We start from the raw sequence: 22,800 nt of genomic DNA on the forward strand, positions 1-22,800 counted from the left end.
CTGATATATAACTTTGCATTTGGGTGAATGTAATCATTTTTGTAGGATATATCACGTCTAATATCGTAACCGCTCCTAATAAAAACATTGGAGCAATCATGACTAAAAACCACATAGAAAACCATGTTTTTGTAAAACTTGTTACAAAAGTCATTTTACGAAGCAAGAAATTGGGACCCATTACAGCTAAAATCAATGTGAAACTATAACCAATGCACTGAATAAGTGAAATCTGTAAAATTCCATTATTCACTATTAAAATAGAAGCAATAATCCAAAACGAAACGATATTCATTACCGTAAACCCAATTTGCTTCCACGTTTCCTGTCTATCTCTTTCCATCACTTTTACAAGTTCATTGGCATATTCTTTCGGCGAGCTTCCAAAAATTTCTTCTACACTTTTCCCGTCACTCTCACCTTCTATTAAATGCAACTCTGCATCTTCTAAAAAGCTTTCCATATCGCTTTCTTTCACACTCTTTGCGGTCAAAAATAATCTCATATCTAACAAAAACTTTTGCGCTTCACTTGATAGCATTATTTTCTCCTTCCCTTCCCTTCAAGTAGACGTTCTACACTACTTTGCATCGCTTCCCAGCGACCCATAAATTCATCTAGTTCATCTTCTCCCTTTTCTGTTAACGTATAATACTTCCGTTTCGGACCAGATGGAGATTCCTTCATTACACTTGATATTAGCCCCTCTTTTTGCATTCGTATTAACAACGGATAAATACTCCCCTCACTCGCCATTGTAAAACCATACTTTGCTAGCTTTTCACTCATTTCATAACCGTATATTTCACCTTCAGAAATAATAGCAAGTAAGCATCCTTCTAAAATCCCTTTCAGCATTTGACTTGTCGACATAATTCAAATCCTCCCACTATCTTGTTTTACAAGATAGATAAGCGTAAGTATCTTGCTTTACAAAATAGTATAACAGAGACTATTTTGCAAAACAAGATAGCTAACGGTTTTTTTCCAAATGTTTGCAGGAATTTCGTAGTTCCCCCTCTAAATAGAGCAATAAGAGAACTTTTATTATGAAGGAGTGTTTTTCATCATGGTTACAAATCGAGTTGTCTTTTTAACAGGTGCTGCTAGTGGTATTGGATATGAAATGGGGAACGCTTTTGCAAAAGAAGGCGCAAAAGTTGTTATTACTGATCGCCTTGAAGATCGTGCGAAAGAAGCTGCTGAACAATTACAAAAAGAAGGCTTTCAAGCTATCGGTTTAAAATGTGACGTTACATCTGAAGAAGAAATTACAGCAGCGCTTTCTCAAACAGTTAGTCATTTCGGTTCACTAGATGTATTAATTAACAATGCAGGAATGCAACATGTTTCACCGATTGAAGACTTTCCAACTGAGAAATTCGAACTTCTTATTAAAATTATGCAAATCGCTCCATTTATCGCCATCAAACACGCTTTTCCTATTATGAAAAAACAAAAATACGGCCGGATTATTAACGTCGCTTCTATTAACGGCCTTGTCGGATTCGCTGGAAAAGCTGCCTACAATAGCGCAAAACATGGCGTAATTGGATTAACAAAAGTTGCCGCTTTAGAAGGTGCTATCCATGGTATTACTGTAAATGCCCTTTGTCCTGGTTATGTCGATACCCCTCTTGTACGCAATCAACTAGAGGATTTAGCTACTACACGAAATGTACCACTTGAAAATGTTTTAGAAGATGTTATTTATCCACTTGTACCACAAAAGCGCTTATTACAAGTACAAGAAATTGCTGATTATGCGATGTTTTTAGCGAGCGAAAAAGCAAAAGGGATAACTGGTCAAGCTGTTGTTATCGATGGTGGTTATACTGCTCAATAAAAAAATAAAGTTTGCTCACGAAGAGCAAACTTTATTTTTTATTACGAGGATCGTCGTACTTTAGTAATTGCTGTGGCAGTTTTTCTATTGCAACAGTTATCCCATCTAATTTACTTTCAATCCGATGGAGTAAATATAATGTTACAACAATTGGAAAGCCCACATTACCTATCATCCTGATCCACTCTTCCATCTTTCTCTCCTCCCTTCATTACATAAATAAGAGGAAAAGAGAATCTTAGGCATAAAAAAAACAAGCTATTTGTGATTAGCTTGTTTTTTCAAATAATGATGTAATTTCTTGCTTATAATCTCCACGTAAAATACCTTCCTCAGTTATAATTCCTGTAATTAATTCATGCGGTGTTACGTCAAATGCAGGGTTAAATACAGGCGTTCCAAGTGGCGCCACTTGTTTCCCAAAAATTTTCGTAACTTCTGTTTCATCTCTTTCTTCAATGACAATTTCAGCACCTGTTTGTTTCTTAGTATCAAATGTAGATAACGGTGCTGCAACGTAAAATGGGATACCGAAATACTTTGCTAATATAGCTAAATTCATTGTTCCAATTTTATTTGCCGTATCTCCATTTGCAACAATTCGATCTGCCCCTACGATAATCGCATCAATTTCTTTCGTACGAATTGCATGAGCTGCTGTATTATCTGTAATAAGCGTCACATCAATGCCCGCTTGCTTCAACTCCCAAGTTGTTAAGCGTCCACCTTGTAAAACTGGTCTCGTTTCACACGCATACGCATGTAAACGCACACCTTTCTCTTTCCCAATATAAAATGGGGCTAATGCTGTTCCATATCTAGCAGTTGCAATACTTCCAGCGTTACAAATTGTTAAAATTTTATCACCGTCTTTAAAACATGTTAAAGCATGTTCTCCAATACTTCGGCACACCACTTCATCCTCTTGCTGAATACGAAGTGCTTCCTCTTCTAATATTTTTTGTGCTTCTTTTATTGTAGAAATCCCTCGTATAGCTTCTCTCATGCGATCAATTGCCCAAAATAAATTGACTGCCGTCGGACGTGATGTCCCTAAATAGTTACAATCTCTATTAAACTTCTTTTGAAATTCATCGATATTTGTAGCATCGTATTTCTTTGTCGCAAGCGCCAAACCAAACGCAGCTACAATTCCAATTGCAGGTGCTCCGCGTACTTCTAACATAATGATACTTTTCCATACCTCTTCAATAGTCGTTAACGTTTTGTATTCTGTACTATGAGGCAGCTTTGTTTGATTTAATACCGCAATTGCATCACCTTTCCAACTTACAGACCTCGGAACAGTTACAATTGTACTCATGCTTTTATGCCTCCTGAAACTGTCTGTTGAAATAATATTCGAAACAGTTGAATATCAGCACACTTAGATTCATATTTTATTAGTTCTTTTCCTAAGTACAGCGCTTGCTTCTTAGCTTGAATTCTTTTTTCTTTATTTGCTATTCCATCTAAATCTGCTACATGAGCTAAGCCAATTGTTCTACGAATCAGTTCACATCCGGCAAACCCGACGGCATCAGTAAAGATATTTTGCAAAATAATTGGTAACCATTGTTTTTCTTTCGTATATGCTTCTACACCTTCTCCAATCCATAACTTCGTAAAAGTTTCTACAAAATAACTCCATGTCTTTTCTATATGGAAAAATAGTACACTTCTCTTTTCTTCTTCTCTAGATAAAGCATTTAATAATAGATTTGCAATAAATTGACCGATATCAAATCCAAATGGACCGTACGTTGCAAATTCTGGATCAATCACTTTCGTTTCAGAAGGTGATGAAAAAATGCTACCAGTATGTAAATCACCATGAATAAGCGCTTCTTTTCTCGTTAAAAATTTATATTTATATTGTGCTACTTTTAATTTTAAATTTTTGTCACTCCACAGTTCATCAACCACTAGCTGTAGATCTGGCTCATAATTATTCGTATCGTAATGTCCAAACGGATCTGTAAACACTAAATCTTCTGTGATTTTACTAAGATCTGGATTAACAAATTCACTATCTAACACTCTTTTCTCTTCTGAACGTACGCCGAAATCTGAAGTATAAAATAAAACATGTGCTAGAAAGCGACCAATATGCTGGGATAAAAGAGGATACTCTTCTCCGTCTATTAATCCTTTTCTTGTAATCGTTAGCCTTGATAAGTCTTCTATTACTGTTACGGCTAGCTCTTCATCATGACTGTACACTACCGGGACATAATCCGGGACATACTTCGCAAAAATTTGTAATGCCTTACTTTCAATCGTTGCTCTTTTTATTGACAACGGCCAACTCTCACCAACTACTTTTGCATACGGAAGAGCTTGTTTTATTATAATCGACTTCTCTCCATCATCTAATTTGAACACGTAATTTAAGTTTCCATCTCCAATTTCATGGCAAACTACATTTGCTTTCTTTTCAAAATAGCCATGTTCTTTCGCATATTGTACAGCTGTTATTTCTGTTAATGAATAATATCCCATCGTCTTCTCCCCCTTTTAATTCAGAGGTTTTTCTAACGCAGAAAAACCTCTTTCCACGAAGAAAGAGGTTTGAAGTTTATCTTCTCCCCTCTTATCTGCCAGAAAGTTTACTTTCTGCTGGAATTAGCACCGTGCCTTTTGGCGTAATAAACGCCCCATTTCACAATGGTATTACGGTCGGTTGCTGGGCTTCATCGGGCCAAATCCCTCCACCTGCTCTTGATAAGAGTTGTATAATTTTTTGAATTTTTAACTTTATGTTGAAGAATATACCAAGAATAAAAATCACTTGTCAATATTTTAATTATATAATTCTGGGCGGCGATCTGTAAAAACTGGAATTCCTTTACGAACTTCTTTAATTTTTTCTAATTGCAGCTCTCCAAATAAAATAGATTCCTCTTCATCTGCCTCCACCACAACTTCTCCCCAAGGATCCACAATTAAAGAATGACCTGCAAACTCATTATTCGGATCCTTTCCGGCTCTATTACATGCTACAACATAACACTGGTTTTCAACTGCTCTCGCCTGTAAAAGCAAACGCCAATGCGCTAAACGTACTAATGGCCATTCTGCTACAACAAATAAAACGTTAGCACCTTTAGCAGTATGAACACGCATCCACTCCGGAAAACGAATATCATAACAAATTGTGCCAGCGCACTCTACATTATCTAGCTTAAATTCCCCTGTCTCATTTCCAGCTATTAAATATTTATGTTCATCCATAAGCTGAAATAAATGTACTTTACTATATTCATTTACTAGCTGTCCTTCGCGGCTTACAACATACATCGTATTTGTAACACCTTGCTCTGTTTGCTTCGCTATGGAGCCACCAACAATATGTACACCATATTGTTTCGACCATTCTTTCAATTTTTCTTTCGTTTCCAATCCATCCCTATCTGCAATTTCAGAAAGTCTTGTTAAATCATATCCTGTTGTCCATAATTCTGGTAAGACGATAACATCTGGTCTTTCCTTCATCGCTTCGCTTATTTTATTTTTAGCATTCTCAATATTTTTTTCTACATCTCCAAAGATAATATCCATTTGAATACATGCGACTTTCATTTTGTCCGCTCCATTCTTAATTTTTTCTTTACAAAATACTGGAAAGATTATATCATTTGTCACTAGAATTGTAACAACTTTCAAAAGAGGTGGAAAGTATGAAATTATTTCAACCTTCCGAAGTAGTAACATCATTGCCGACACAATTTTTCGCTTCACTTGTTGCAAAAGTTAACAAAGTCGTTGCAGCTGGTCATGATGTTATTAATCTAGGACAAGGTAATCCAGATCAACCTACACCGCAGCATATCGTAAAAGCTTTACAAGACGCTGCTGAAAAGGCCATTCATCATAAATATCCGCCATTTCGCGGACATGAAAGTTTAAAAGAAGCTGTGGCAACATTCTATCAACGTGAATACGGCGTAGAATTAAATCCCAAAACAGAAGTTGCTATTTTGTTTGGCGGAAAGGCCGGATTAGTAGAATTACCAATTTGTTTTACAAACCCTGGCGATACCATTCTCGTTCCAGATCCAGGCTATCCAGATTATTTATCTGGAGTTGCTTTAGCAAAAGCGCACTTTGAAACAATGCCGCTTATTGCAGAAAATAAATTTTTACCAGATTATACAAAAATTGATGACTCTATTGCCAAGAAAGCAAAGTTAATGTTTTTAAATTACCCAAACAATCCTACTGGTGCTACTGCATCAAAAGATTTCTTTGATGAAACGATTCATTTTGCTAATGAACATAATATATTAGTCGTTCATGATTTCGCTTACGGTGCGATTGGATTCGATGGTCAAAAACCTGTTAGTTTCTTGCAAGCAGACGGCGCTAAAGATACAGGTATTGAAATTTACACTCTATCGAAAACTTTCAATATGGCTGGATGGCGCATCGCTTTTGCTGTGGGGAATGAAAGTGTGATTGAAACAATTAACTTATTACAAGATCATATGTATGTTAGTATTTTTGGTGCAGTTCAAGATGCTGCCCGTGAAGCACTATTAAGTTCACAGTCTTGCGTCGTAGACCTTGTAAATAGTTACGAATCTCGTAGAAACTCTCTTATTTCAGCTTGTCACTCAATTGGTTGGAATGTGGACATTCCAACCGGATCATTCTTTGCATGGCTTCCTGTACCAGAAGGTTATACATCTGAGCAATTTTCTAATATTTTACTAGAAAAAGCACACGTTGCAGTTGCTCCTGGTGTTGGATTTGGTGAACATGGCGAAGGGTATGTTCGTGTTGGCCTCTTACATACAGAAGATAGATTACGAGAAGCCATTAATCGAATTGATAAATTAAATTTTTTCAAAAAGTAATTGACAACATGAAAAATATCTGACAAAATTCAGTTATCTTAAAAATTTAAACATTTCTAAATACTTCTTATCAAGAGCAGGTGGAGGGACGAGCCCGACGAAACCCGGCAACCGATCTACAATTGTAGACACGGTGCTAATTCTCGCAGCGTTATGCTGACAGATAAGGAGCTGGTTGTAAAAAAACCTCTCCTTAGCTGAGAGGTTTTTTTATTTAACTAGGAGGTTTTAACAATGAGCGGAATTATAGCAACGTATTTAATCCATGATGATTCACATAACTTAGAAAAAAAGGCCGAGCAAATTGCACTCGGTTTAACAATTGGCTCTTGGACTCATTTGCCACACTTATTGCAAGAACAATTAAAACAGCATAAAGGCAACGTCATTCATGTTGAGGAGTTAGCTGAACAAGAACATACCAATTCGTATTTACGTAAAAAAGTTAAACGCGGGATTATTAAAATCGAATATCCGTTATTAAACTTCAGTCCAGACTTACCAGCAATTTTAACAACTACATTCGGAAAGCTATCACTTGATGGCGAAGTGAAATTAATTGACTTAACATTTTCAGACGAGTTAAAAAAGTATTTCCCTGGTCCAAAGTTCGGGATAGATGGTATTCGAAATCTTTTACAAGTGCATGAGCGTCCCCTTTTAATGAGTATTTTTAAAGGAATGATTGGACGAAATATTGGGTATTTAAAAACGCAATTACGTGATCAAGCAATTGGTGGTGTAGATATAGTAAAAGATGATGAAATATTATTTGAGAATACATTAACACCACTTACGAAACGCATTGTATCTGGAAAAGAAGTTTTACAATCCGTATATGAAACATACGGACATAAAACGTTATATGCCGTAAATTTAACAGGACGAACTTTTGATTTAAAAGAAAATGCGAAACGCGCAGTGCAAGCTGGTGCTGATATTCTATTATTTAATGTATTTGCTTACGGACTAGATGTACTACAATCACTTGCAGAAGATGATGAAATCCCAGTTCCTATTATGGCACACCCTGCTGTAAGTGGTGCTTATTCAGCATCCAAGCTATATGGGGTCTCATCTCCATTATTACTTGGAAAGCTACTACGTTATGCTGGTGCTGATTTTTCTTTATTCCCGTCTCCATACGGAAGTGTTGCGTTAGAAAAGGAAGATGCTCTCAACATTTCAAACTATTTAACTGAAGACGATGCATTTTTCAAAAAAAGTTTCTCTGTCCCATCTGCTGGCATTCATCCTGGTTTCGTTCCCTTTATTCTACGAGATTTCGGTAAAGATGTTGTTATTAATGCGGGCGGCGGCATACATGGGCATCCGTATGGGGCGCAAGGTGGTGGAAAAGCTTTCCGTAATGCAATTGATGCTACTTTGCAAGGTAAACTACTCCATGAAGTAGATGACATAAATTTGCATAGCGCACTACAAATATGGGGCAATCCCTCTCATGAGGTGAAATTATGAGTATTCAAGTGTTTTGTGATTTCGATGGTACGATTACAAATAACGATAACATTATGTCCATTATGGAAAAATTCGCACCACCAGAAGCAGAGGAAATAAAGCAAAGAATTTTATCGCAAGAACTTTCTATTCAAGAAGGTGTTTCTCAATTATTTCGATTAATACCTATTAATCTACACGATGATATTATTCAGTTTTTACAAGAAACTGCTGAAATCCGTACAGGTTTTCATGAATTCATACAATTTATTAATGAAAATAACATTTCCTTTTACGTTATATCAGGTGGAATGGATTTCTTCGTCTATCCACTCTTACAAGAAATAATCCCTAAAGAACAAATTTATTGTAATGCAACTGACTTTTCAGGAGAATTTGTTGAAGTTAAATGGCCACACCCTTGTGACGAGCAATGTCAGCATAGTTGTGGTCTCTGTAAATCATCATTAATTCGTAAACTAAGCTCTAAAGATGATTTTCATATTGTGATAGGAGATTCCATTACTGATTTACAAGCAGCAAAACAAGCAGATAAAGTATTTGCCCGTGACTTCCTTATTACAAAATGTGAAGAAAATCATATTGCTTATACATCCTTTAACACATTTCACGATATTCAAGTCGAATTACAACATTTGTTGGAGGTGAAATCATGAAACAACTTTTTCGTCAATGGTATGACTTAAGTGAAATAAAAAAAGAATTAACAACTCGGAATTGGTTTCCAGCAACAAGTGGAAATATTTCTATAAAAGTCAGTCATGATCCCCTTACTTTTCTTATTACAGCAAGTGGCAAAGATAAAACAAAAACCACTCCAGATGATTTTCTATTAGTAAATCATCAAGGAGTTCCCGTTTTAGAAACTGAGTTAAGCCCTTCAGCAGAAACAATATTGCATACACATATTTATAACAGCACGAATGCCGGGTGCGTACTTCATGTTCATACAACTGATAATAATGTCATCACAAATTTGTATAGCGATAAAGTCACCCTTCAAAATCAAGAAATTATTAAAGCTCTTGATATTTGGGAAGAAGGTGCAACGATTAACATTCCTATTATCGAAAATGATGCTCATATCCCAACGCTTGGAGAGAAATTTCGAAAGCATATACAAGGAGATTCCGGAGCAGTATTAATTCGAAACCATGGCATTACCGTATGGGGCCGTGATAGCTTTGATGCAAAAAAAAGATTAGAAGCTTATGAGTTTTTATTCCAATTTCATATAAAATTATTATCAATTCAAGGAGGCGTTTCTAATGGCGCAAATTCGTATTCATGAGGAAAATACTCGTATTGAAAATGAAGTAGAAGTATCAAACTTTCTACAAGGAGAAGATGTTTTATATGAGAAATGGAATATTTCTAAACTTCCTACTCATTTAAAAGAAAATTACTCCTTAACAGATGAAAACAAAGCTGAAATATTAACGTTGTTTTCAAAAGAAATTGCTGATGTTTCAGAGCGCAGAGGTTATAAAGCATATGATGTGATTTCACTTTCAAATAGCATACCTAACCTTGACGAGTTATTAATTAATTTCCAAAAAGAGCACCATCATACTGACGATGAAGTTCGCTTTATTGTCAGCGGTCATGGCATCTTCGCTATTGAAGGAAAAAATGGTCGATTCTTTGACGTTGAACTTGAGCCTGGTGATCTTATATCTGTACCTGAAAATGCAAGACACTATTTTACCTTACAAAATGATCGCCAAGTTGTAGCTATTCGTATTTTTGTTACAACAGAAGGTTGGGTTCCAATTTATTAAGGTAGCTAGTTGAATAAAAGAAATTGGAACCCCTTTTCCAACCTTTTATTCACTCTACATATATACATCCTCCTATGGAACAGGCTTATTTCATAACATTGAAGTAAGCCTGATTTTTTATTTACTAAAATGATTTGTCCCTTTCGTTTGTTTAAATCAAATATCTCGAATCATAATTCCACTTTATCAAGTACATTTCGGAATACTTTTTGAACATTTGTTGAACTTTTTTTGATTTTTTCTGAAAATTCTGTTTTATGTGTGATATACTACAACTAATAAGAAGGAAAAGAATATTGCAAACAGAGGGGGATAATCATGAGTTTACTTATCGCACTTATACTAGGAGTTATATGCGGAGCTATTCCTGTCATTTTAGGAGCTATTATGGAAGAATTAGAAGTTGGTGTTTTAGGTTTTGCTGCATCATGTGTAAGCGCTTTATTTTTTGGTTTATATGGTGCTATTCCTGTTGCTATTCTGTGCGCATTTTATATACTACGCCATGCTCGCGCGAAACAGTTGGGTCCTAATCACATTGCACAAGTTATTCCATTCCCAATTGAACGATGCCGCCGTGCTTCCAGCCTATAAATTATCCAACTTAAATATTATGTCTGCCTAAATAAATAAAAAGTCCTCAAATGAGGACTTTTTATTTATTTTCTTCTAGAAATTGAAACAATTCTTGCAAATGAAGTGCATCTTCACTATAGCTAACTGATACATGACATGTCCCTTCAATCTCAGCATGCATATAAAGGGCAATTCCATCCCGATCATATTTCAATGCCAAATAAAACTCCATTTCCTCTAACATCTTTTTCGAGGTTCGGATAACATAATGCCCTTTCTCATCTCTTCCATATTCAAAATCTGGTCCAAAATCGTATTTTTGTTTAAAAGCTTCTTTTTGCTTATCATTAATCTGTACACAAGTTGCTCGTTGCACAGCATCAATCATCTCGTCAAACTTTTGGAGATCCATTTCATTTACCCCCTTATATACTTTTTGTATAATACTTGTGTTCCGCTATTCTCTTTTCCATCTGCGATTAGCTCTTCATACAATTCCTTCGCTAGGGTTAGACCCGGTACTGGTAATTGTAATTTTTCAGCTTCATCTAAAGCAATCTTCATATCTTTCATAAAATGCTTTACATAAAAGCCAGGTTCAAAATCTCCTTTTAACATTCGAGGAGCTAAATTACTTAATGACCAGCTACCTGCTGCTCCTGTCGAAATACTCTCTAATACTTTATCTGCATTAAGTCCAGCCTTTTTCGCATACGCTACCGCTTCACATACTCCTATCATGTTAGAAGCAATTGCAATTTGATTGCACATTTTTGTATGTTGTCCACTCCCAGCAGGGCCTTGCAACTGAATATTTGTTCCTAATTTTTCAAATAGAGGTAAGCAAATATCATATATTCTGTTCTCTCCACCGACCATAATTGCTAGTCTAGCTTCTTTAGCGCCAATGTCCCCTCCAGATACTGGTGCATCTAATGTATATATATTCTTGCTTTTCGCAACTTCATTAATACGTTTTGCCAATGTTGGTGTAGATGTTGTAAAGTCAATTGCTATCGTACCTTCATTTGCATGTTCTAAAATTCCATCTATCCCAAAGTACACTTCTTCTACATCATGAGGATAACCAACCATCGTCATAACAACATCAACTTGCTTTACTAACGCTTTCGGTGTATCACACCAAGTCGCACCCTCTTGCACTAAAGAATCCGCTTTTTCTTTCGTTCTATTATATACATATACTTTATAACCACTTTGCATTAAATGGTTAACCATACTTTTTCCCATCACACCAATACCAATGAAACCTATTGATAAATTTTTATTCTCCATCTTCTCATCCCCTTTGTTCTAATAAATCATTTACCATCTTCCGAAATTCCTTATTAAAATCATCATCCAAACTATTCTTCACATTTGAGAATAAAATAACAAACGTTCCTTTTTCTTTATTGAAATTATTAAACGTATTCCAACCAGATAATACACCATGATTATGGAAAAAATCAGGATATATGTAAAAGCTAAATGCATATTTCCTCTCTGCAGAAGGTGTAAACATCGCTTGTATACTTTGTTCAGAAAGAAGCTTTCCATTTATAATCGCTTCATCTAATTTCTTCATATCTCCTACTGTCGTATACATCTCACCAGAGCCATATAACCAGTCCATCCCTAATTTTTGCGCTGGTACAAGTTCTTGATCTTTCTTCACATAACCCTTCGTGAAGTTTTTATCTCCAGGTACCATATTTCCCATACCTGATTCATGCATCTCTGCCTTTGTAAATATATTTTCTTTTATATAATCTCCTAAAGGCTTTTTCGTTATATTTTCTATAATATAAGCGAGCACCATATAATTATAATCCGTATACTTCCAACCTGTTCCTGGTGGAAAATCTAACTTTTGACTTCCAATCCAATTTATTAAATTTATACGTGAAGCTACATTAACCTTTCCTTTCCCATTTTCCGGTAAACCAGATGTATGCGTTAATAAGTGATATAACGTGATGTTTTTATCTGCTGGAAATGAAGGAATGTATTTATTTACATTATCTTGGATATTTAACTTCCCTTGTTCTTGTAACTGTAAAATGGATGTAGCAACAACGGTTTTCGTAATAGAACCAATACGATATTTTGTTTGAGGCGTATTTTCTATTTTATTTTGAACATCAGCATATCCATATCCTTTATTCAATATAACATGCTCTTTATCTGTCACCAAAACTGTCCCATTAAATTGCTTTCCTACTAAATACTGATCTAACTTTTGAGCTATACTAGCATAATCAATTTTTTGTACTTTTTCTATATTATCCTGTACCTCTGACTCAATAGCAGGCGTTACCTTTGTTGTTAATACTGCTTGTTCCTTTGGATCGGGACTATAGAGAAAATAGTATACTCCGCCACAAACTACAGCAGACAGTGAAGCCATAACCATTATTTTTTTTATCATATTGTTCCTCCGTAATTATTTCATTTAAAATGGTCCCCCATATTCTATTATCAGGTAATAAAAAAAAATCGCAACAATTTGTTGCGAAAAATCACATTTTTTCTTTCCTATATATACATACTTGATTTTTCCCATTTTTTTTTGCTTCATATAATGCAATATCCGCTCTTTGCATTAATTCTTCTTTAGTAATCCCTTTCTCATGTAACGCAACTCCAAAACTCGCTGTTAATTTTGAGATTCCAGTGAATTGCTTTGTTTCAATGAAAAAACGCAATGATTCCGCAACTTGAAACGCTTCTTTTTCTACCGTATTTGTCACTAATATTATGAATTCCTCTCCTCCCCACCTTGCAAATATATGTTGATGTTCAACTTTAGATTTCATAAGATCTGCAAGTTGTATTAATGCTAAATCGCCAAAATCATGGCCATATGTGTCATTTACTGTTTTAAAATTATCTATATCAAATAAAATAAGTGCTAATTTTTCATCGTTACGTATTGCATTGTCCCACTCTACCTCTAGTATTTGTTGGAACTTCAAACGATTATAAATCTCTGTCAATGAATCTATCATAGCAAGTCTTTCTTGCTCTTGATAGATTTCGTCTAATTCTGTAATCTCTGTACACTTTACAATAAATCTCGATAAATCTTCTGGCAACGGTGTCGCACGTAATAAAAATGTTGATACGATCCCTTCATAATTGGACATCTTAATTCTTCTATCATATGATAATGTATCATCTAACCATGTTATATCATGAGTCGTTGAATAATATCCATTTTCTCTAATAAAATGTTCAGCAAATACTAAATGTTGCTCACGATAAGCAAACAAATTTTCATATCCGAAAAACTCTAAAAAATTCGTATTACAATCAACAATCTCATCATCTTCTACTATAAATAATAGATCATTTTGAAAATCAAACATCGTCTGAAGTAGTTCTTGTTGCAAACTTACTTGCCGTACTAAAGAAAGTTGATACAAACTCTTATTCACTTCCTCTAACACTACTTGTGGAGTTACTGGGGCTATCACAATATTACGTATTCCTAACGTAAGCACCTCTGTAAACTCGTTTGTTATCTGTTGATCCCAAATGACAATGAATGTACTATGGGGATTATACATATTCTTTATATATTTTATTTGAGAAAAATCTGTTACATACATAATTACAATATGTGGTTTAGTCTTATGAAACAATAGTTCTCCTTCTTCAAAACTATTTGCTATAAACATACATTTTGGATGGACATTTTCTATCGTTTGTTGATGTGTACATCCATCTTCTATATAAAGGACATTCAACTGAAGATCTTGTAATACATTTTGGAAAACAGTATTCTCTAATAAAAAATGTAGTATGTTCATCACTAGTCTTCACTCACTTCATATATCTTGTTTTGCTGAATTCCTCACAATCATTTTATAAAAGATTGTTCTCAAAAAAATCCGATTAGTGAGGGATACATATTAACAAGCTAATTGAGAATGTTATCTTCGCTTATCTACTCTGGAAATTCCTTTTTTAGTGTATGATTATATGAATTGTATCGTTTGTATGAATGCCCTCCTTATTACTTAAAACTTGACAATTAAAATAAAGTTATTATATTCTTAAATTCAATAACTTACAAAATGTAAGTAGAATATATTACATGTATTTTAAATTAAGCTGATATGTAATTTGGAGGATATATAATGACAAACAGTGACTTTTTTAACGTTTTATATGAACGCACATCTACACGTGCATTCAACCCTGAAAAAGAAATTTCATCTACAGAATTACATGAAATTTTAAAAGCAGCTGCTCAAGCACCTTCTGCTTGGAACTTGCAACACTGGAAATTCCTTGTTTTCCAAGGCGAAGACGTACAAAAACGATTACACCCAATTGCTTATAACCAACAACAAATTCTTGATGCTTCTGCCGTAGTCGCTATTTTAGGTGATTTAGAAGCATATAAAAATGTTGAACCTGTTTACGGCCCAATTGTAGAACAAGGGTTTATGAAAGAAGAAGCAAAAGAGCGCTTAGCTAAAAACATTGAATCTGCATATACTCGTGAGCAATACCCACGAGATGCTGCTTTTTCAAATGCTGCTTTAGCAGCAATGCAACTTATGCTTGCTGCTAAAGCAACTGGCTGGGATACTTGCGCAATTGGTGGTTTCAACCCACAAGCACTAATGGAAGAATTTAATGTTTCATCTCGTTACGTACCAATTATGCTTATTACAATTGGTGAATCAACTTTAAAAGGTCACCCTGCACCGCGCATGAGCGTAGAACAAGTGAGTGAATGGGCGAAATAATAAAAAAACGAAGGTAATTTCATTACCTTCGTTTTTTTATTATTCTGTCACACATCCGTAATATTACAATGTATTATTCGACATCTATACATAGAGAAATCGTAATTTTCATGCTATCCCCATAAACAAATATGACGTTTTATGTCGAAATTTGTTAAAGTATCGAAATATAACCGTGTATTTTTGTTACAATTGTGATACAATAATAACAAATAGATAACAAGAGAGGGATTTTCATTGAGTTCATACGGAAGCTTTATCGCACTTTTAAGTTACATAGTAACTGTACTACTGCTATATTTTATTGGCGATGCTGCAAACATATCAGTGTTACAATTCCCTAAAGAAGAAGCGTTACAATTAGAAGCAGAAAAACATACTGCACGATCCATTGCACCACTACTCTTAGCTCTTCCTGTATATATCATCGTTTTATATAAAAGTAAAAAAGTGTAAAGGCTACCTATTTCATTCATTTCGGTGGTCTTTACATTTTTTTGTGATATTTCCCCTATTTTAAACATCATTCCATACTAAATACCCATCTAGTCATTTAAAATGAGAAAATCCCCTAGAAAAATTTCCATTATCTGTCCAGTCACCGACTGCCGAACTTACATAGATTATAAGTGTGAAGGGGGTGATGAGGATTATGTTTGGATCATTTGGATGCTGTGATAACTTTAGAGAATGCCATCATCGTGAAAGAGAGTGTGACCATCGCGAGAAAGAGAGAAAGAGAAGAAGTTAGACCACACCGACCTGCTGTATGTAACGTACTTGCTACCATTTCAGTTGGAACAGAAATTTCTCTTTTAAGCATTAGAGGCCATCAATCATTCCGTAATGTAATTTTTGAAGGATTCTGTAACGGTGTTGCTCTTTTCTCTGCTTTAGCTCGTAATGACAAAGATAACAACAACAATAATAATAAAGACGATAAGAACAATCAAAATACTTTTACTGGCATTTTACGTGTATGCCCAACTGATATTATCGCAGTCGCTATCTAATTCTGTTCCCTATCCTCTATAGTAACAAAATAAGATTTACTTTTCTCATAGAAAAAACCTGAGACCGATTTCAAATCGACTCAGGTTTTTTTACTATTATATGCTTTTAACTAATTCAACAACTTCTTCAGCAGTTGACATTGTTAATGCTTTTTCTGCTAATGTTTCCATTTCTGCTTTTGACAACTTGCTTAGTTGTGTTCTTGCAGGAAGAATAGATGTTGCACTCATACTGAACTCATCTAAACCTAAGCCTAATAATAATGGGATAGCAAGTGAATCTCCCGCCATCTCACCACACATACCAGCCCATTTGCCTTCTTTATGAGCAGCATCGATAACCATTTTTACAAGACGTAAAATAGATGGGTTATATGGTTGGTATAAGTAAGCTACACGTTCGTTCATACGGTCTGCAGCCATTGTGTATTGGATTAAGTCATTTGTTCCGATAGAGAAGAAATCAACTTCTTTTGCGAACTGATCTGCTAATACTGCTGAAGCTGGAATTTCAACCATCATACCAACTTCAATAGAATCAGAAACAGTTGTACCCGCTTGAACAAGTCTTTCTTTCTCTTCTAATAAGATTGCTTTCGCTTGACGGAACTCATCAAGAGTTGCAATCATTGGGAACATAATTTTTAAGTTACCGTATACGCTAGCACGAAGTAATGCACGAAGTTGTGTACGGAATACATCTTGCTCATCAAGACATAGGCGAATTGCACGGTATCCTAGGAATGGGTTCATTTCTTTTGGTAAATGTAAGTATGGAAGCTCTTTATCTCCACCGATGTCAAGTGTACGAACAACGACTGGTTGATCTTCTTTTACACCTTCAAGAACTGCTTTATACGCTTCGAACTGCTCTTCTTCTGTTGGAAGATTGTCACGACCCATGTATAAGAATTCTGTACGGTATAAACCAACGCCTTCTCCGCCATTATCGATAATACCTTGTACATCATTTGGTGTTCCGATATTAGCAACAAGCTCAACGTGATGTCCATCACTTGTTACAGTTGCTTGGTCTTTTAATTTTGCCCATACAACTTTTTGCTCTTCAAATTTCGCTTTCTTTTCTTCAAAAGTACGAAGAGTTTCTTCAGATGGGTTTACAATTACTTCTCCATCTAAACCGTCAATGATTACGATATCGCCGTTTTGGATTTTCTCCATAACAACCTTCGTACCAACAACAGCTGGAATTTCCATAGAACGAGCCATAATTGCAGAGTGAGATGTACGTCCACCGATATCAGTTGTGAAACCTTTTGCATACTTACGGTTTAACTGAGCTGTATCAGATGGTGTTAAATCTTCAGCAATGATGATTACTTCTTCAGAAATTGTACCAGGATTTGAGAAGTTAATTCCTAGTAAATGTGCAAGAACACGTTTTGTTACGTCGCGAATATCCGCAGCACGTTCTTTCATATATTCGTTATCCATGTTTTCAAACATAGAAATAAACATTGATGCAACTTCATCCATTGCAAATTCAGCATTTACTTTTTCGCTATTTACTTTATCTTTTACTGGATTTACTAATTCTGGATCATTTAATACTAATAAATGTGCTTCAAAGATAGCAGCTTTATCAGCACCTAGCTCAGCAAAAGCGTGGTCCTTAATAGCTTCTAGTTCAGATTTTGCTTTCTCAAGCGCAGCGTCTAAGCGTACAATTTCAGCAGCTTCGTTTGTAATTGATTTCTTTTCAATGTTAAATTCAGGATTCTCAAGTCTGAAAGCCTTTGCAATAGCAATCCCACTTGATGCAGCGATCCCTTGAATGTTAAGAGTCATTATTCTCCTAATCCTTCGTTTTTCATAGTTTCTTCGATAGCTGCTAGTGCTTGAGCTGCATCATCACCATTTGCAGTGACCTTAATTTCCGCGCCTTGTTGAATTCCTAAAGACATAACACCCATGATTGATTTTAAGTTAACGTTTTTTCCGTTATACTCTAAGTTAATGTCAGAACCAAATTTGCTTGCAGTGTTTACAAGTAGAGTTGCTGGACGAGCATGAATTCCTGAGTCGCTAGTTACTTTAAAGATTTTTTCCATGATAATTTATCTCCTTTAAATACAGTATTTTTTTAGTTGTATAGACGTGAGTACTACATCATCTATTGTATATAATAGGCGATGTTCGGTCAACCACATCGCCTATTATAATTATAAACATTTTGCGTCAAATTCCTACTGAATGTCAATAATAGCGTTTTCGCCCTTCTTAACATTTCCATCTTTTTTCAATTCGACTTGTTGCCCTTGTTGTAAATTCGTAAAGACGATTGGTGTAATAATAGATGGTGCATTTTCTTTTACAAATGCAAGATCTACTTTTAATAATGGTTGTCCTTGTTTCACTTTATCACCTTGTGCTACAAGCGCTTCAAAGCCTTCACCATTTAATTTTACAGTATCAATACCGAAGTGGATTAAAATTTCTTTTCCACCTTCAGACTGAATACCAATCGCATGTTTTGTAGGGAATACATTTACAATCTCACCATTAACCGGAGAAACTACTGTTCCTTCTGTTGGCTCAATCGCAAATCCATCTCCCATCATTTTCCCTGAGAATACTTGGTCAGGTACTTCTGTAATCGGTAAAAGTTTCCCTTCAATTGGTGATACAATGGTCTCATTTTCATCAACTTTTTGAGGAGTTTCTTCTACCTTTACAGGCTCTTCTTTTTCAACATGAGGTGTACGACCTGACATAATATCATGAATTTGTGACTTTAATGTGTCAGATTTCGGTCCGAAAATAGCTTGAATGTTATTTCCAACTTCAAGTACTCCAGCTGCCCCAAGTTCTTTCAAACGATCTTTGTTTACATTTTTTTGCTCATTAACTTGAACACGTAAACGTGTAATACAAGCATCTAAAGAAGCGATATTTTCTTTACCACCAAGCGCTACTAATACTTCACGAGGAAGCTCGCCTGCTTCTGTTTTTCCCGCGCCGTCATTAGCAGTTGCCTCTTCACGACCAGGTGTTTTTAAGTTCCATTTACGGATTGCAAAACGGAATCCGAAGTAGTAAATAACTGCTAGTACAAGACCAACAATAATTACCCACCACCATGCCGTACGACCTGGTAGTACACCGAATAATATGAAGTCAATTAAACCACCAGAGAATGTCATACCAATTTTAACACCTAAAATTTGCATTGTCATAAATGATAGACCAGCGAATACTGCATGGATTCCAAATAATACTGGTGCTACGAATAAGAATGAAAATTCAAGCGGTTCTGTAATACCTGTTAAGAAAGATGTTAATGCAGCAGATCCTAAAATACCAGCTGCTAATTTTTTATTTTCTGGACGTGCTTCATGGTACATTGCTAAAGCTGCTGCTGGAAGACCGAACATCATGAACGGATACTTACCAGTTGTAAATGTACCAGCTGTTAATTCTACACCGTCTTTTAACTGTGCCATAAAGATTTTTTGGTCACCACGGATTAATTCGCCAGCTGCATTTGTATACTGACCGAATTCGAACCAGAACGGTGAATAGAAAATATGATGTAATCCAAATGGAATTAATGAACGTTCGATTAAACCGAATATAAATGCTGCTATCGTTCTATTTGCATCAATCATTTGATGTGAGAACGTATTTAAGCCACCTTGAATGTATGGCCAAATGAAGCACATGATAATACCTACTACTAAAGAGAATGTTGCAGTTGCGATTGGTACGAAACGCTTGCCTGCAAAGAAACCTAAGTATGATGGTAATTCAATGTTGAAGTATTTATTATAGCAATATGCCGCTACTATCCCGACGATAATACCACCAAATACTCCTGTTTGCAGCGTTGGAATTCCTAATACGTTTGCATATGCTGGATCTGAAAATCCAATTTTCACTGGATCTGTTCCAGTGCTTGTTACTTTCACTAGTTTATCTACTTCTAAGAACACACTCATCGTTTTGTTCATAATTAAGTAGCCGACGAACGCTGCTAAACCAGCTACTCCGTCTCCACCAGCTAAACCGATTGCTACCCCAACTGCGAATAATAGCGCCAGGTTAGCGAAAATAATATCACCCGATTGTTCCATAATTTTTGCAACCATTACGAACCAATCTGCTTTTAAAGCAGGAATAACATTTGTTAGTTGTGGATTTTGAAATGCATTACCAAATCCAAGTAAAATACCTGCTGCCGGTAAAATCGCTACTGGAAGCATAAGCGCTTTTCCGACTTTTTGAAGAACACCAAAGATCTTCTTAAACATGGAAACCCTTCCTCTCTTATCTATATTGATACTTTTCGACAAACGCCAAAAAGGCATGAGGAAAAAAAAGATAGAACGATAGCTATACAAAGGGTAGTATGTCCCTTTCTTTAGCTTACATTCCCAACTTTTCTCCACTCATGCCTGATCGAATCAGTAACACGTGTCAAAAATAGGATTACGTATAAGTTCACTATAATTAAAGCAAACGTTTTCGTTATTTACCTTAATGTGTTTGTCGAATTTTGTATAACTTTGCAATAGTTATTATACATAACTATTGTAAGCGATTCAATCATTTTTTTTAACGTTTTCATTTTAGACAAAAACATATGTCTTTTTACACATGTTCTGCTTTCACTAATCGTTGTAAATGCATCGTTAAATAAATGCTCTCCGCTTCATAAACAGGAAGTTGTAATTCATTCTGCATTACTTTGACTAGCTTCCATGCCAAATTGTAACAAACTGGATATTCTAATTTTAATAAATCAGCAAAACTTTGTGCTTCTTCTACTTTTTCTCCTTTTTTCACCCGTTCAATAGCATATTGTAAATGACGAATAAGGCGTAAATAATGAATGCTTTCTTGGTCTAATGTAATTTGTAGGTTTATCTCAATTAAAGAAACAAGTTGTGCAATAAGACGGGAATTTTGATTAACAGAAGATAAATCAGAGTTTGTAAGCGAACTGTAAATATGGAGTGCGATAAAGCCAACTTCTCCTTCTGGCAATATAATTTGCAAACGAGAATTTAAAAGTTGCACAACTCCTTCAGCAATTTTATATTCCTCTGGATATAGCATTTTCGTTTCAACTAAAAAAGGATTATCTATTGTAAGTCCTTGTTTCAGTCTTTTAATTGCAAAAGAAATATGATCTGTTAAAGCGATATGAATATGTTCATTTAATGGAGACTCCGCTTTTTCTTGAATGTATAACATAATATCATTCATCAATTCAATTAGCTTTTCACTCACATGTGGCACTAAAAGTTTGTATTGTTCTCGATCACGTTCATTTTTTAAAACAAACATTTTCTCAATTTGTTCTTGCTCCAACACATCTTCAGCTTTTTTTCCAAATCCAATTCCTTTACCGATCACTACTACTTCCTCGTGTTCAGGATGGCTAGCAATGATGACATTATTATTTAAAACTTTTTTAATTTCTAGATAATTACTCATATAACACCACCCTCGTACTTAAATAGCCTACTTTTATGTTACAGAACATTCTTCTTTGTCGTCAATGTAAAACATCTACCATTTGATAAAAATTCATTTTTTAGACATGTTTATATATGATGCGTATAATGTAAGAGCAACTGTACATAGAAAGGAGATAGCAACATGATTAAAATGTTTGTAAGTGATATTGACGGTACAATGATGCAACATGGAGGTCTAATTGATGAACAAGATATTGTAGCACTTCGCAGTCTTGCTGAGCAAAATGTTATTCTTTGTTTCGCTTCCGGGCGACTTGATAATGAAATCGCAGACTTAATGAAGGCTGTAAATACAAATTTCCATCGCATTAGTGTGAACGGTGTTTTCGTATATACACAAGAAAATAAACAACTATTATCTGCAACATTCGATTCCAGTATTCTACCTGATTTGTTAGCAATGACAAATGAAGACCCTTATTTCCGTTATGTAAGTGATGAGCATAATTACTATATTGAAGAAAAGACACCTTTTATTCATGAACTCGAAAAACAAATAACAATGACTTCTGTTGAAGAACCAAATTTATTACAGAAAATCGATGATACAATTTTTCCAAATAAAATTTCTATCGGTGGAACAAAGGAAAACTTGCAACTCCTTCAAAAAAAGATTGATGAAAAATTCCGTGGAAAAGTTAGTACTTTCATTTCAGCTGAACAATGTTTAGATGTAATGCCACCAAATATTAGTAAAGGTTCTGCTATTTCTGTTTTATTACAAGAGTTTCAAATACAACCAGAGGAGGTTGCGTGCATAGGGGATTCTTACAATGATATTCCAATGTTTTCTTTAACTCCTCATAGTTTTGCTATGTCTCAAGCTGATGACGCGGTAAAAGAGCACGCTCACTATGTAGTAGATACTGTCAAAGATGCCGTTAACCAAGTGCTTGTTTATAATGAAGAAGCAAATAAAAATACGACTCGATCCTTATAAGGATGAGTCGTATTTTTATTTCTTTACATGTTGAAAACA

At 35.1% G+C, this 22,800-nt stretch carries 24 protein-coding genes, 1 pseudogene and 2 riboswitches; of the genes and pseudogenes, 11 read left to right on the top strand and 14 right to left on the bottom strand.

Annotated elements, in window-relative coordinates; all coding sequences use genetic code 11:
* Together ACFWDE_RS03975 and ACFWDE_RS03980 are read right to left on the bottom strand one after the other, a co-directional pair.
* The coding region (locus ACFWDE_RS03975) for a DUF1129 domain-containing protein (RefSeq protein WP_377890246.1) at positions 1-541 on the bottom strand (541 nt) is incomplete at its 3' end.
* Positions 541-873 (bottom strand): PadR family transcriptional regulator, encoded by a 333-nt coding sequence (locus tag ACFWDE_RS03980; protein ID WP_000107974.1) that lies wholly within the window; start codon positions 871-873, stop codon positions 541-543. The genes ACFWDE_RS03980 and ACFWDE_RS03975, both read right to left, overlap by 1 nt.
* Positions 874-1,069: 196 nt before the next feature.
* Between ACFWDE_RS03980 and ACFWDE_RS03985 the strand changes: the two genes are divergently transcribed.
* On the top strand, positions 1,070-1,846 hold the full coding sequence (locus ACFWDE_RS03985; RefSeq protein ID WP_088292589.1) for a 3-hydroxybutyrate dehydrogenase: 777 nt from the start codon (positions 1,070-1,072) through the stop codon (positions 1,844-1,846).
* A gap of 31 nt (positions 1,847-1,877) precedes the next feature.
* Here the strand turns inward: ACFWDE_RS03985 and ACFWDE_RS03990 are convergent, their stop codons facing one another.
* The 4 genes from ACFWDE_RS03990 to ACFWDE_RS04005 all read right to left on the bottom strand — a co-directional run bounded on the left by ACFWDE_RS03990 (position 1,878) and on the right by ACFWDE_RS04005 (position 5,512).
* Positions 1,878-2,039 (bottom strand): YvrJ family protein, encoded by a 162-nt coding sequence (locus ACFWDE_RS03990; RefSeq protein WP_377890249.1) that lies wholly within the window; start codon positions 2,037-2,039, stop codon positions 1,878-1,880.
* Positions 2,040-2,114: 75 nt separating this feature from the next.
* The gene (mtnA, locus tag ACFWDE_RS03995) at positions 2,115-3,170 is read right to left on the bottom strand and encodes an S-methyl-5-thioribose-1-phosphate isomerase (RefSeq protein WP_377890251.1); all 1,056 of its coding nucleotides are present in this window, start codon (positions 3,168-3,170) and stop codon (positions 2,115-2,117) included.
* Positions 3,167-4,348, bottom strand: coding sequence for an S-methyl-5-thioribose kinase (mtnK, locus tag ACFWDE_RS04000; protein WP_377890253.1), 1,182 nt, complete (start codon positions 4,346-4,348; stop codon positions 3,167-3,169). The genes mtnA and mtnK overlap by 4 nt, the downstream gene beginning before the upstream one ends.
* Positions 4,349-4,436: 88 nt before the next feature.
* A riboswitch (SAM riboswitch) is annotated at positions 4,437-4,577 on the bottom strand.
* 71 nt (positions 4,578-4,648) lie between these two features.
* Positions 4,649-5,512, bottom strand: a complete 864-nt coding sequence (locus tag ACFWDE_RS04005) for a carbon-nitrogen family hydrolase (RefSeq protein WP_377890457.1) — start codon at positions 5,510-5,512, stop codon at positions 4,649-4,651.
* Between the two features lie 14 nt (positions 5,513-5,526).
* Here ACFWDE_RS04005 and ACFWDE_RS04010 point away from each other — a divergent pair, with 14 nt between their 5' ends.
* The 6 genes from ACFWDE_RS04010 (at position 5,527) to ACFWDE_RS04035 (ending at position 10,559) form a co-directional block, all read left to right on the top strand.
* Positions 5,527-6,705 (top strand): pyridoxal phosphate-dependent aminotransferase, encoded by a 1,179-nt coding sequence (locus ACFWDE_RS04010; RefSeq protein ID WP_377890255.1) that lies wholly within the window; start codon positions 5,527-5,529, stop codon positions 6,703-6,705.
* Positions 6,706-6,769: 64 nt separating this feature from the next.
* Positions 6,770-6,875, top strand: a riboswitch (SAM riboswitch).
* A gap of 64 nt (positions 6,876-6,939) precedes the next feature.
* Positions 6,940-8,184, top strand: a complete 1,245-nt coding sequence (gene mtnW / locus ACFWDE_RS04015) for a 2,3-diketo-5-methylthiopentyl-1-phosphate enolase (RefSeq protein ID WP_377890257.1) — start codon at positions 6,940-6,942, stop codon at positions 8,182-8,184.
* Positions 8,181-8,840, top strand: coding sequence for a 2-hydroxy-3-keto-5-methylthiopentenyl-1-phosphate phosphatase (locus ACFWDE_RS04020; protein ID WP_002145940.1), 660 nt, complete (start codon positions 8,181-8,183; stop codon positions 8,838-8,840). The genes mtnW and ACFWDE_RS04020 overlap by 4 nt, the downstream gene beginning before the upstream one ends.
* Positions 8,837-9,475, top strand: coding sequence for a methylthioribulose 1-phosphate dehydratase (locus ACFWDE_RS04025; RefSeq protein WP_002145939.1), 639 nt, complete (start codon positions 8,837-8,839; stop codon positions 9,473-9,475). The genes ACFWDE_RS04020 and ACFWDE_RS04025 overlap by 4 nt, the downstream gene beginning before the upstream one ends.
* Positions 9,453-9,965, top strand: a complete 513-nt coding sequence (locus ACFWDE_RS04030) for a 1,2-dihydroxy-3-keto-5-methylthiopentene dioxygenase (protein ID WP_377890260.1) — start codon at positions 9,453-9,455, stop codon at positions 9,963-9,965. Before ACFWDE_RS04025 ends, ACFWDE_RS04030 begins: the two co-directional genes overlap by 23 nt.
* A gap of 318 nt (positions 9,966-10,283) precedes the next feature.
* Positions 10,284-10,559, top strand: a complete 276-nt coding sequence (locus tag ACFWDE_RS04035; protein ID WP_002111585.1) for a hypothetical protein — start codon at positions 10,284-10,286, stop codon at positions 10,557-10,559.
* A 61-nt stretch (positions 10,560-10,620) separates the two neighbouring features.
* On the opposite strand, the gene ACFWDE_RS04040 is transcribed toward ACFWDE_RS04035, so the two are convergent.
* The 4 genes from ACFWDE_RS04040 to ACFWDE_RS04055 form a co-directional block, all read right to left on the bottom strand.
* Positions 10,621-10,953 carry a DUF3909 family protein gene (locus tag ACFWDE_RS04040; RefSeq protein ID WP_002122159.1) on the bottom strand — a complete coding sequence of 111 codons (333 nt, stop codon included), beginning with the start codon at positions 10,951-10,953 and terminating at the stop codon, positions 10,621-10,623.
* Between the two features lie 5 nt (positions 10,954-10,958).
* Positions 10,959-11,837: an NAD(P)-dependent oxidoreductase gene (locus ACFWDE_RS04045; protein ID WP_002033921.1), complete on the bottom strand. Its 879-nt coding sequence runs from the start codon at positions 11,835-11,837 to the stop codon at positions 10,959-10,961.
* A 4-nt stretch (positions 11,838-11,841) separates the two neighbouring features.
* Positions 11,842-12,972 (bottom strand): serine hydrolase domain-containing protein, encoded by a 1,131-nt coding sequence (locus ACFWDE_RS04050; protein WP_377890263.1) that lies wholly within the window; start codon positions 12,970-12,972, stop codon positions 11,842-11,844.
* Positions 12,973-13,063: 91 nt separating this feature from the next.
* Entirely contained in the window at positions 13,064-14,356 is a 1,293-nt protein-coding gene (locus ACFWDE_RS04055) for a GGDEF domain-containing protein (RefSeq protein WP_377890265.1), read from the bottom strand.
* Between the two features lie 330 nt (positions 14,357-14,686).
* On the opposite strand from ACFWDE_RS04055, the gene ACFWDE_RS04060 reads away from it, so the two are divergent.
* The 3 genes and pseudogenes from ACFWDE_RS04060 (at position 14,687) to ACFWDE_RS04070 (ending at position 16,317) form a co-directional block, all read left to right on the top strand.
* Positions 14,687-15,304 (top strand): nitroreductase family protein, encoded by a 618-nt coding sequence (locus ACFWDE_RS04060; protein ID WP_002145933.1) that lies wholly within the window; start codon positions 14,687-14,689, stop codon positions 15,302-15,304.
* Between the two features lie 237 nt (positions 15,305-15,541).
* Positions 15,542-15,760: a hypothetical protein gene (locus tag ACFWDE_RS04065; RefSeq protein ID WP_002088422.1), complete on the top strand. Its 219-nt coding sequence runs from the start codon at positions 15,542-15,544 to the stop codon at positions 15,758-15,760.
* A 196-nt stretch (positions 15,761-15,956) separates the two neighbouring features.
* Positions 15,957-16,317, top strand: a pseudogene (locus ACFWDE_RS04070) (DUF3915 family protein).
* A gap of 96 nt (positions 16,318-16,413) precedes the next feature.
* Here ACFWDE_RS04070 and ptsP read toward each other — a convergent pair.
* From ptsP to glcT, 4 genes are all read right to left on the bottom strand, one after another.
* A complete protein-coding gene (gene ptsP / locus ACFWDE_RS04075) occupies positions 16,414-18,126 on the bottom strand; it encodes a phosphoenolpyruvate--protein phosphotransferase (RefSeq protein ID WP_377890268.1) in 1,713 nt (570 codons plus the stop codon).
* Complete coding sequence (ptsH, locus tag ACFWDE_RS04080; RefSeq protein WP_002033915.1) at positions 18,126-18,389, bottom strand: phosphocarrier protein HPr; 264 nt, start codon at positions 18,387-18,389, stop codon at positions 18,126-18,128. The genes ptsP and ptsH overlap by 1 nt, the downstream gene beginning before the upstream one ends.
* A 135-nt stretch (positions 18,390-18,524) precedes the next feature.
* Positions 18,525-20,588 carry a PTS glucose transporter subunit IIABC gene (gene ptsG, locus ACFWDE_RS04085; RefSeq protein WP_377890271.1) on the bottom strand — a complete coding sequence of 688 codons (2,064 nt, stop codon included), beginning with the start codon at positions 20,586-20,588 and terminating at the stop codon, positions 18,525-18,527.
* A gap of 340 nt (positions 20,589-20,928) precedes the next feature.
* Positions 20,929-21,777, bottom strand: coding sequence for a glucose PTS transporter transcription antiterminator GlcT (gene glcT, locus ACFWDE_RS04090; RefSeq protein ID WP_002145929.1), 849 nt, complete (start codon positions 21,775-21,777; stop codon positions 20,929-20,931).
* Positions 21,778-21,942: 165 nt separating this feature from the next.
* On the opposite strand from glcT, the gene ACFWDE_RS04095 reads away from it, so the two are divergent.
* A complete protein-coding gene (locus ACFWDE_RS04095) occupies positions 21,943-22,761 on the top strand; it encodes a Cof-type HAD-IIB family hydrolase (RefSeq protein ID WP_002145928.1) in 819 nt (272 codons plus the stop codon).
* The last annotated feature ends 39 nt before the right edge of the window (positions 22,762-22,800 follow it).

This window comes from Bacillus sp. NPDC060175 (assembly GCF_042728695.1).
Taxonomy (GTDB): domain Bacteria; phylum Bacillota; class Bacilli; order Bacillales; family Bacillaceae_G; genus Bacillus_A.

Bases quoted from the DNA above. Each gene is read 5' to 3' on its own strand.
- ptsP (WP_377890268.1), bottom strand. From the start codon at position 18,126: ATGACTCTTAACATTCAAGGGATCGCTGCATCAAGTGGGATTGCTATT.
- ptsG (WP_377890271.1), bottom strand. From the start codon at position 20,588: ATGTTTAAGAAGATCTTTGGTGTTCTTCAAAAAGTCGGAAAAGCGCTT.
- ACFWDE_RS04030 (WP_377890260.1), top strand. From the start codon at position 9,453: ATGGCGCAAATTCGTATTCATGAGGAAAATACTCGTATTGAAAATGAA.
- ACFWDE_RS04055 (WP_377890265.1), bottom strand. From the start codon at position 14,356: ATGAACATACTACATTTTTTATTAGAGAATACTGTTTTCCAAAATGTA.
- ACFWDE_RS04010 (WP_377890255.1), top strand. From the start codon at position 5,527: ATGAAATTATTTCAACCTTCCGAAGTAGTAACATCATTGCCGACACAA.
- ACFWDE_RS04045 (WP_002033921.1), bottom strand. From the start codon at position 11,837: ATGGAGAATAAAAATTTATCAATAGGTTTCATTGGTATTGGTGTGATG.
- mtnW (WP_377890257.1), top strand. From the start codon at position 6,940: ATGAGCGGAATTATAGCAACGTATTTAATCCATGATGATTCACATAAC.
- ACFWDE_RS04050 (WP_377890263.1), bottom strand. From the start codon at position 12,972: ATGATAAAAAAAATAATGGTTATGGCTTCACTGTCTGCTGTAGTTTGT.
- ptsH (WP_002033915.1), bottom strand. From the start codon at position 18,389: ATGGAAAAAATCTTTAAAGTAACTAGCGACTCAGGAATTCATGCTCGT.
- mtnA (WP_377890251.1), bottom strand. From the start codon at position 3,170: ATGAGTACAATTGTAACTGTTCCGAGGTCTGTAAGTTGGAAAGGTGAT.
- ACFWDE_RS03990 (WP_377890249.1), bottom strand. From the start codon at position 2,039: ATGGAAGAGTGGATCAGGATGATAGGTAATGTGGGCTTTCCAATTGTT.
- ACFWDE_RS04035 (WP_002111585.1), top strand. From the start codon at position 10,284: ATGAGTTTACTTATCGCACTTATACTAGGAGTTATATGCGGAGCTATT.
- ACFWDE_RS04020 (WP_002145940.1), top strand. From the start codon at position 8,181: ATGAGTATTCAAGTGTTTTGTGATTTCGATGGTACGATTACAAATAAC.
- glcT (WP_002145929.1), bottom strand. From the start codon at position 21,777: ATGAGTAATTATCTAGAAATTAAAAAAGTTTTAAATAATAATGTCATC.
- ACFWDE_RS04095 (WP_002145928.1), top strand. From the start codon at position 21,943: ATGATTAAAATGTTTGTAAGTGATATTGACGGTACAATGATGCAACAT.
- ACFWDE_RS04060 (WP_002145933.1), top strand. From the start codon at position 14,687: ATGACAAACAGTGACTTTTTTAACGTTTTATATGAACGCACATCTACA.
- mtnK (WP_377890253.1), bottom strand. From the start codon at position 4,348: ATGGGATATTATTCATTAACAGAAATAACAGCTGTACAATATGCGAAA.
- ACFWDE_RS03980 (WP_000107974.1), bottom strand. From the start codon at position 873: ATGTCGACAAGTCAAATGCTGAAAGGGATTTTAGAAGGATGCTTACTT.
- ACFWDE_RS03985 (WP_088292589.1), top strand. From the start codon at position 1,070: ATGGTTACAAATCGAGTTGTCTTTTTAACAGGTGCTGCTAGTGGTATT.
- ACFWDE_RS04040 (WP_002122159.1), bottom strand. From the start codon at position 10,953: ATGGATCTCCAAAAGTTTGACGAGATGATTGATGCTGTGCAACGAGCA.
- ACFWDE_RS04025 (WP_002145939.1), top strand. From the start codon at position 8,837: ATGAAACAACTTTTTCGTCAATGGTATGACTTAAGTGAAATAAAAAAA.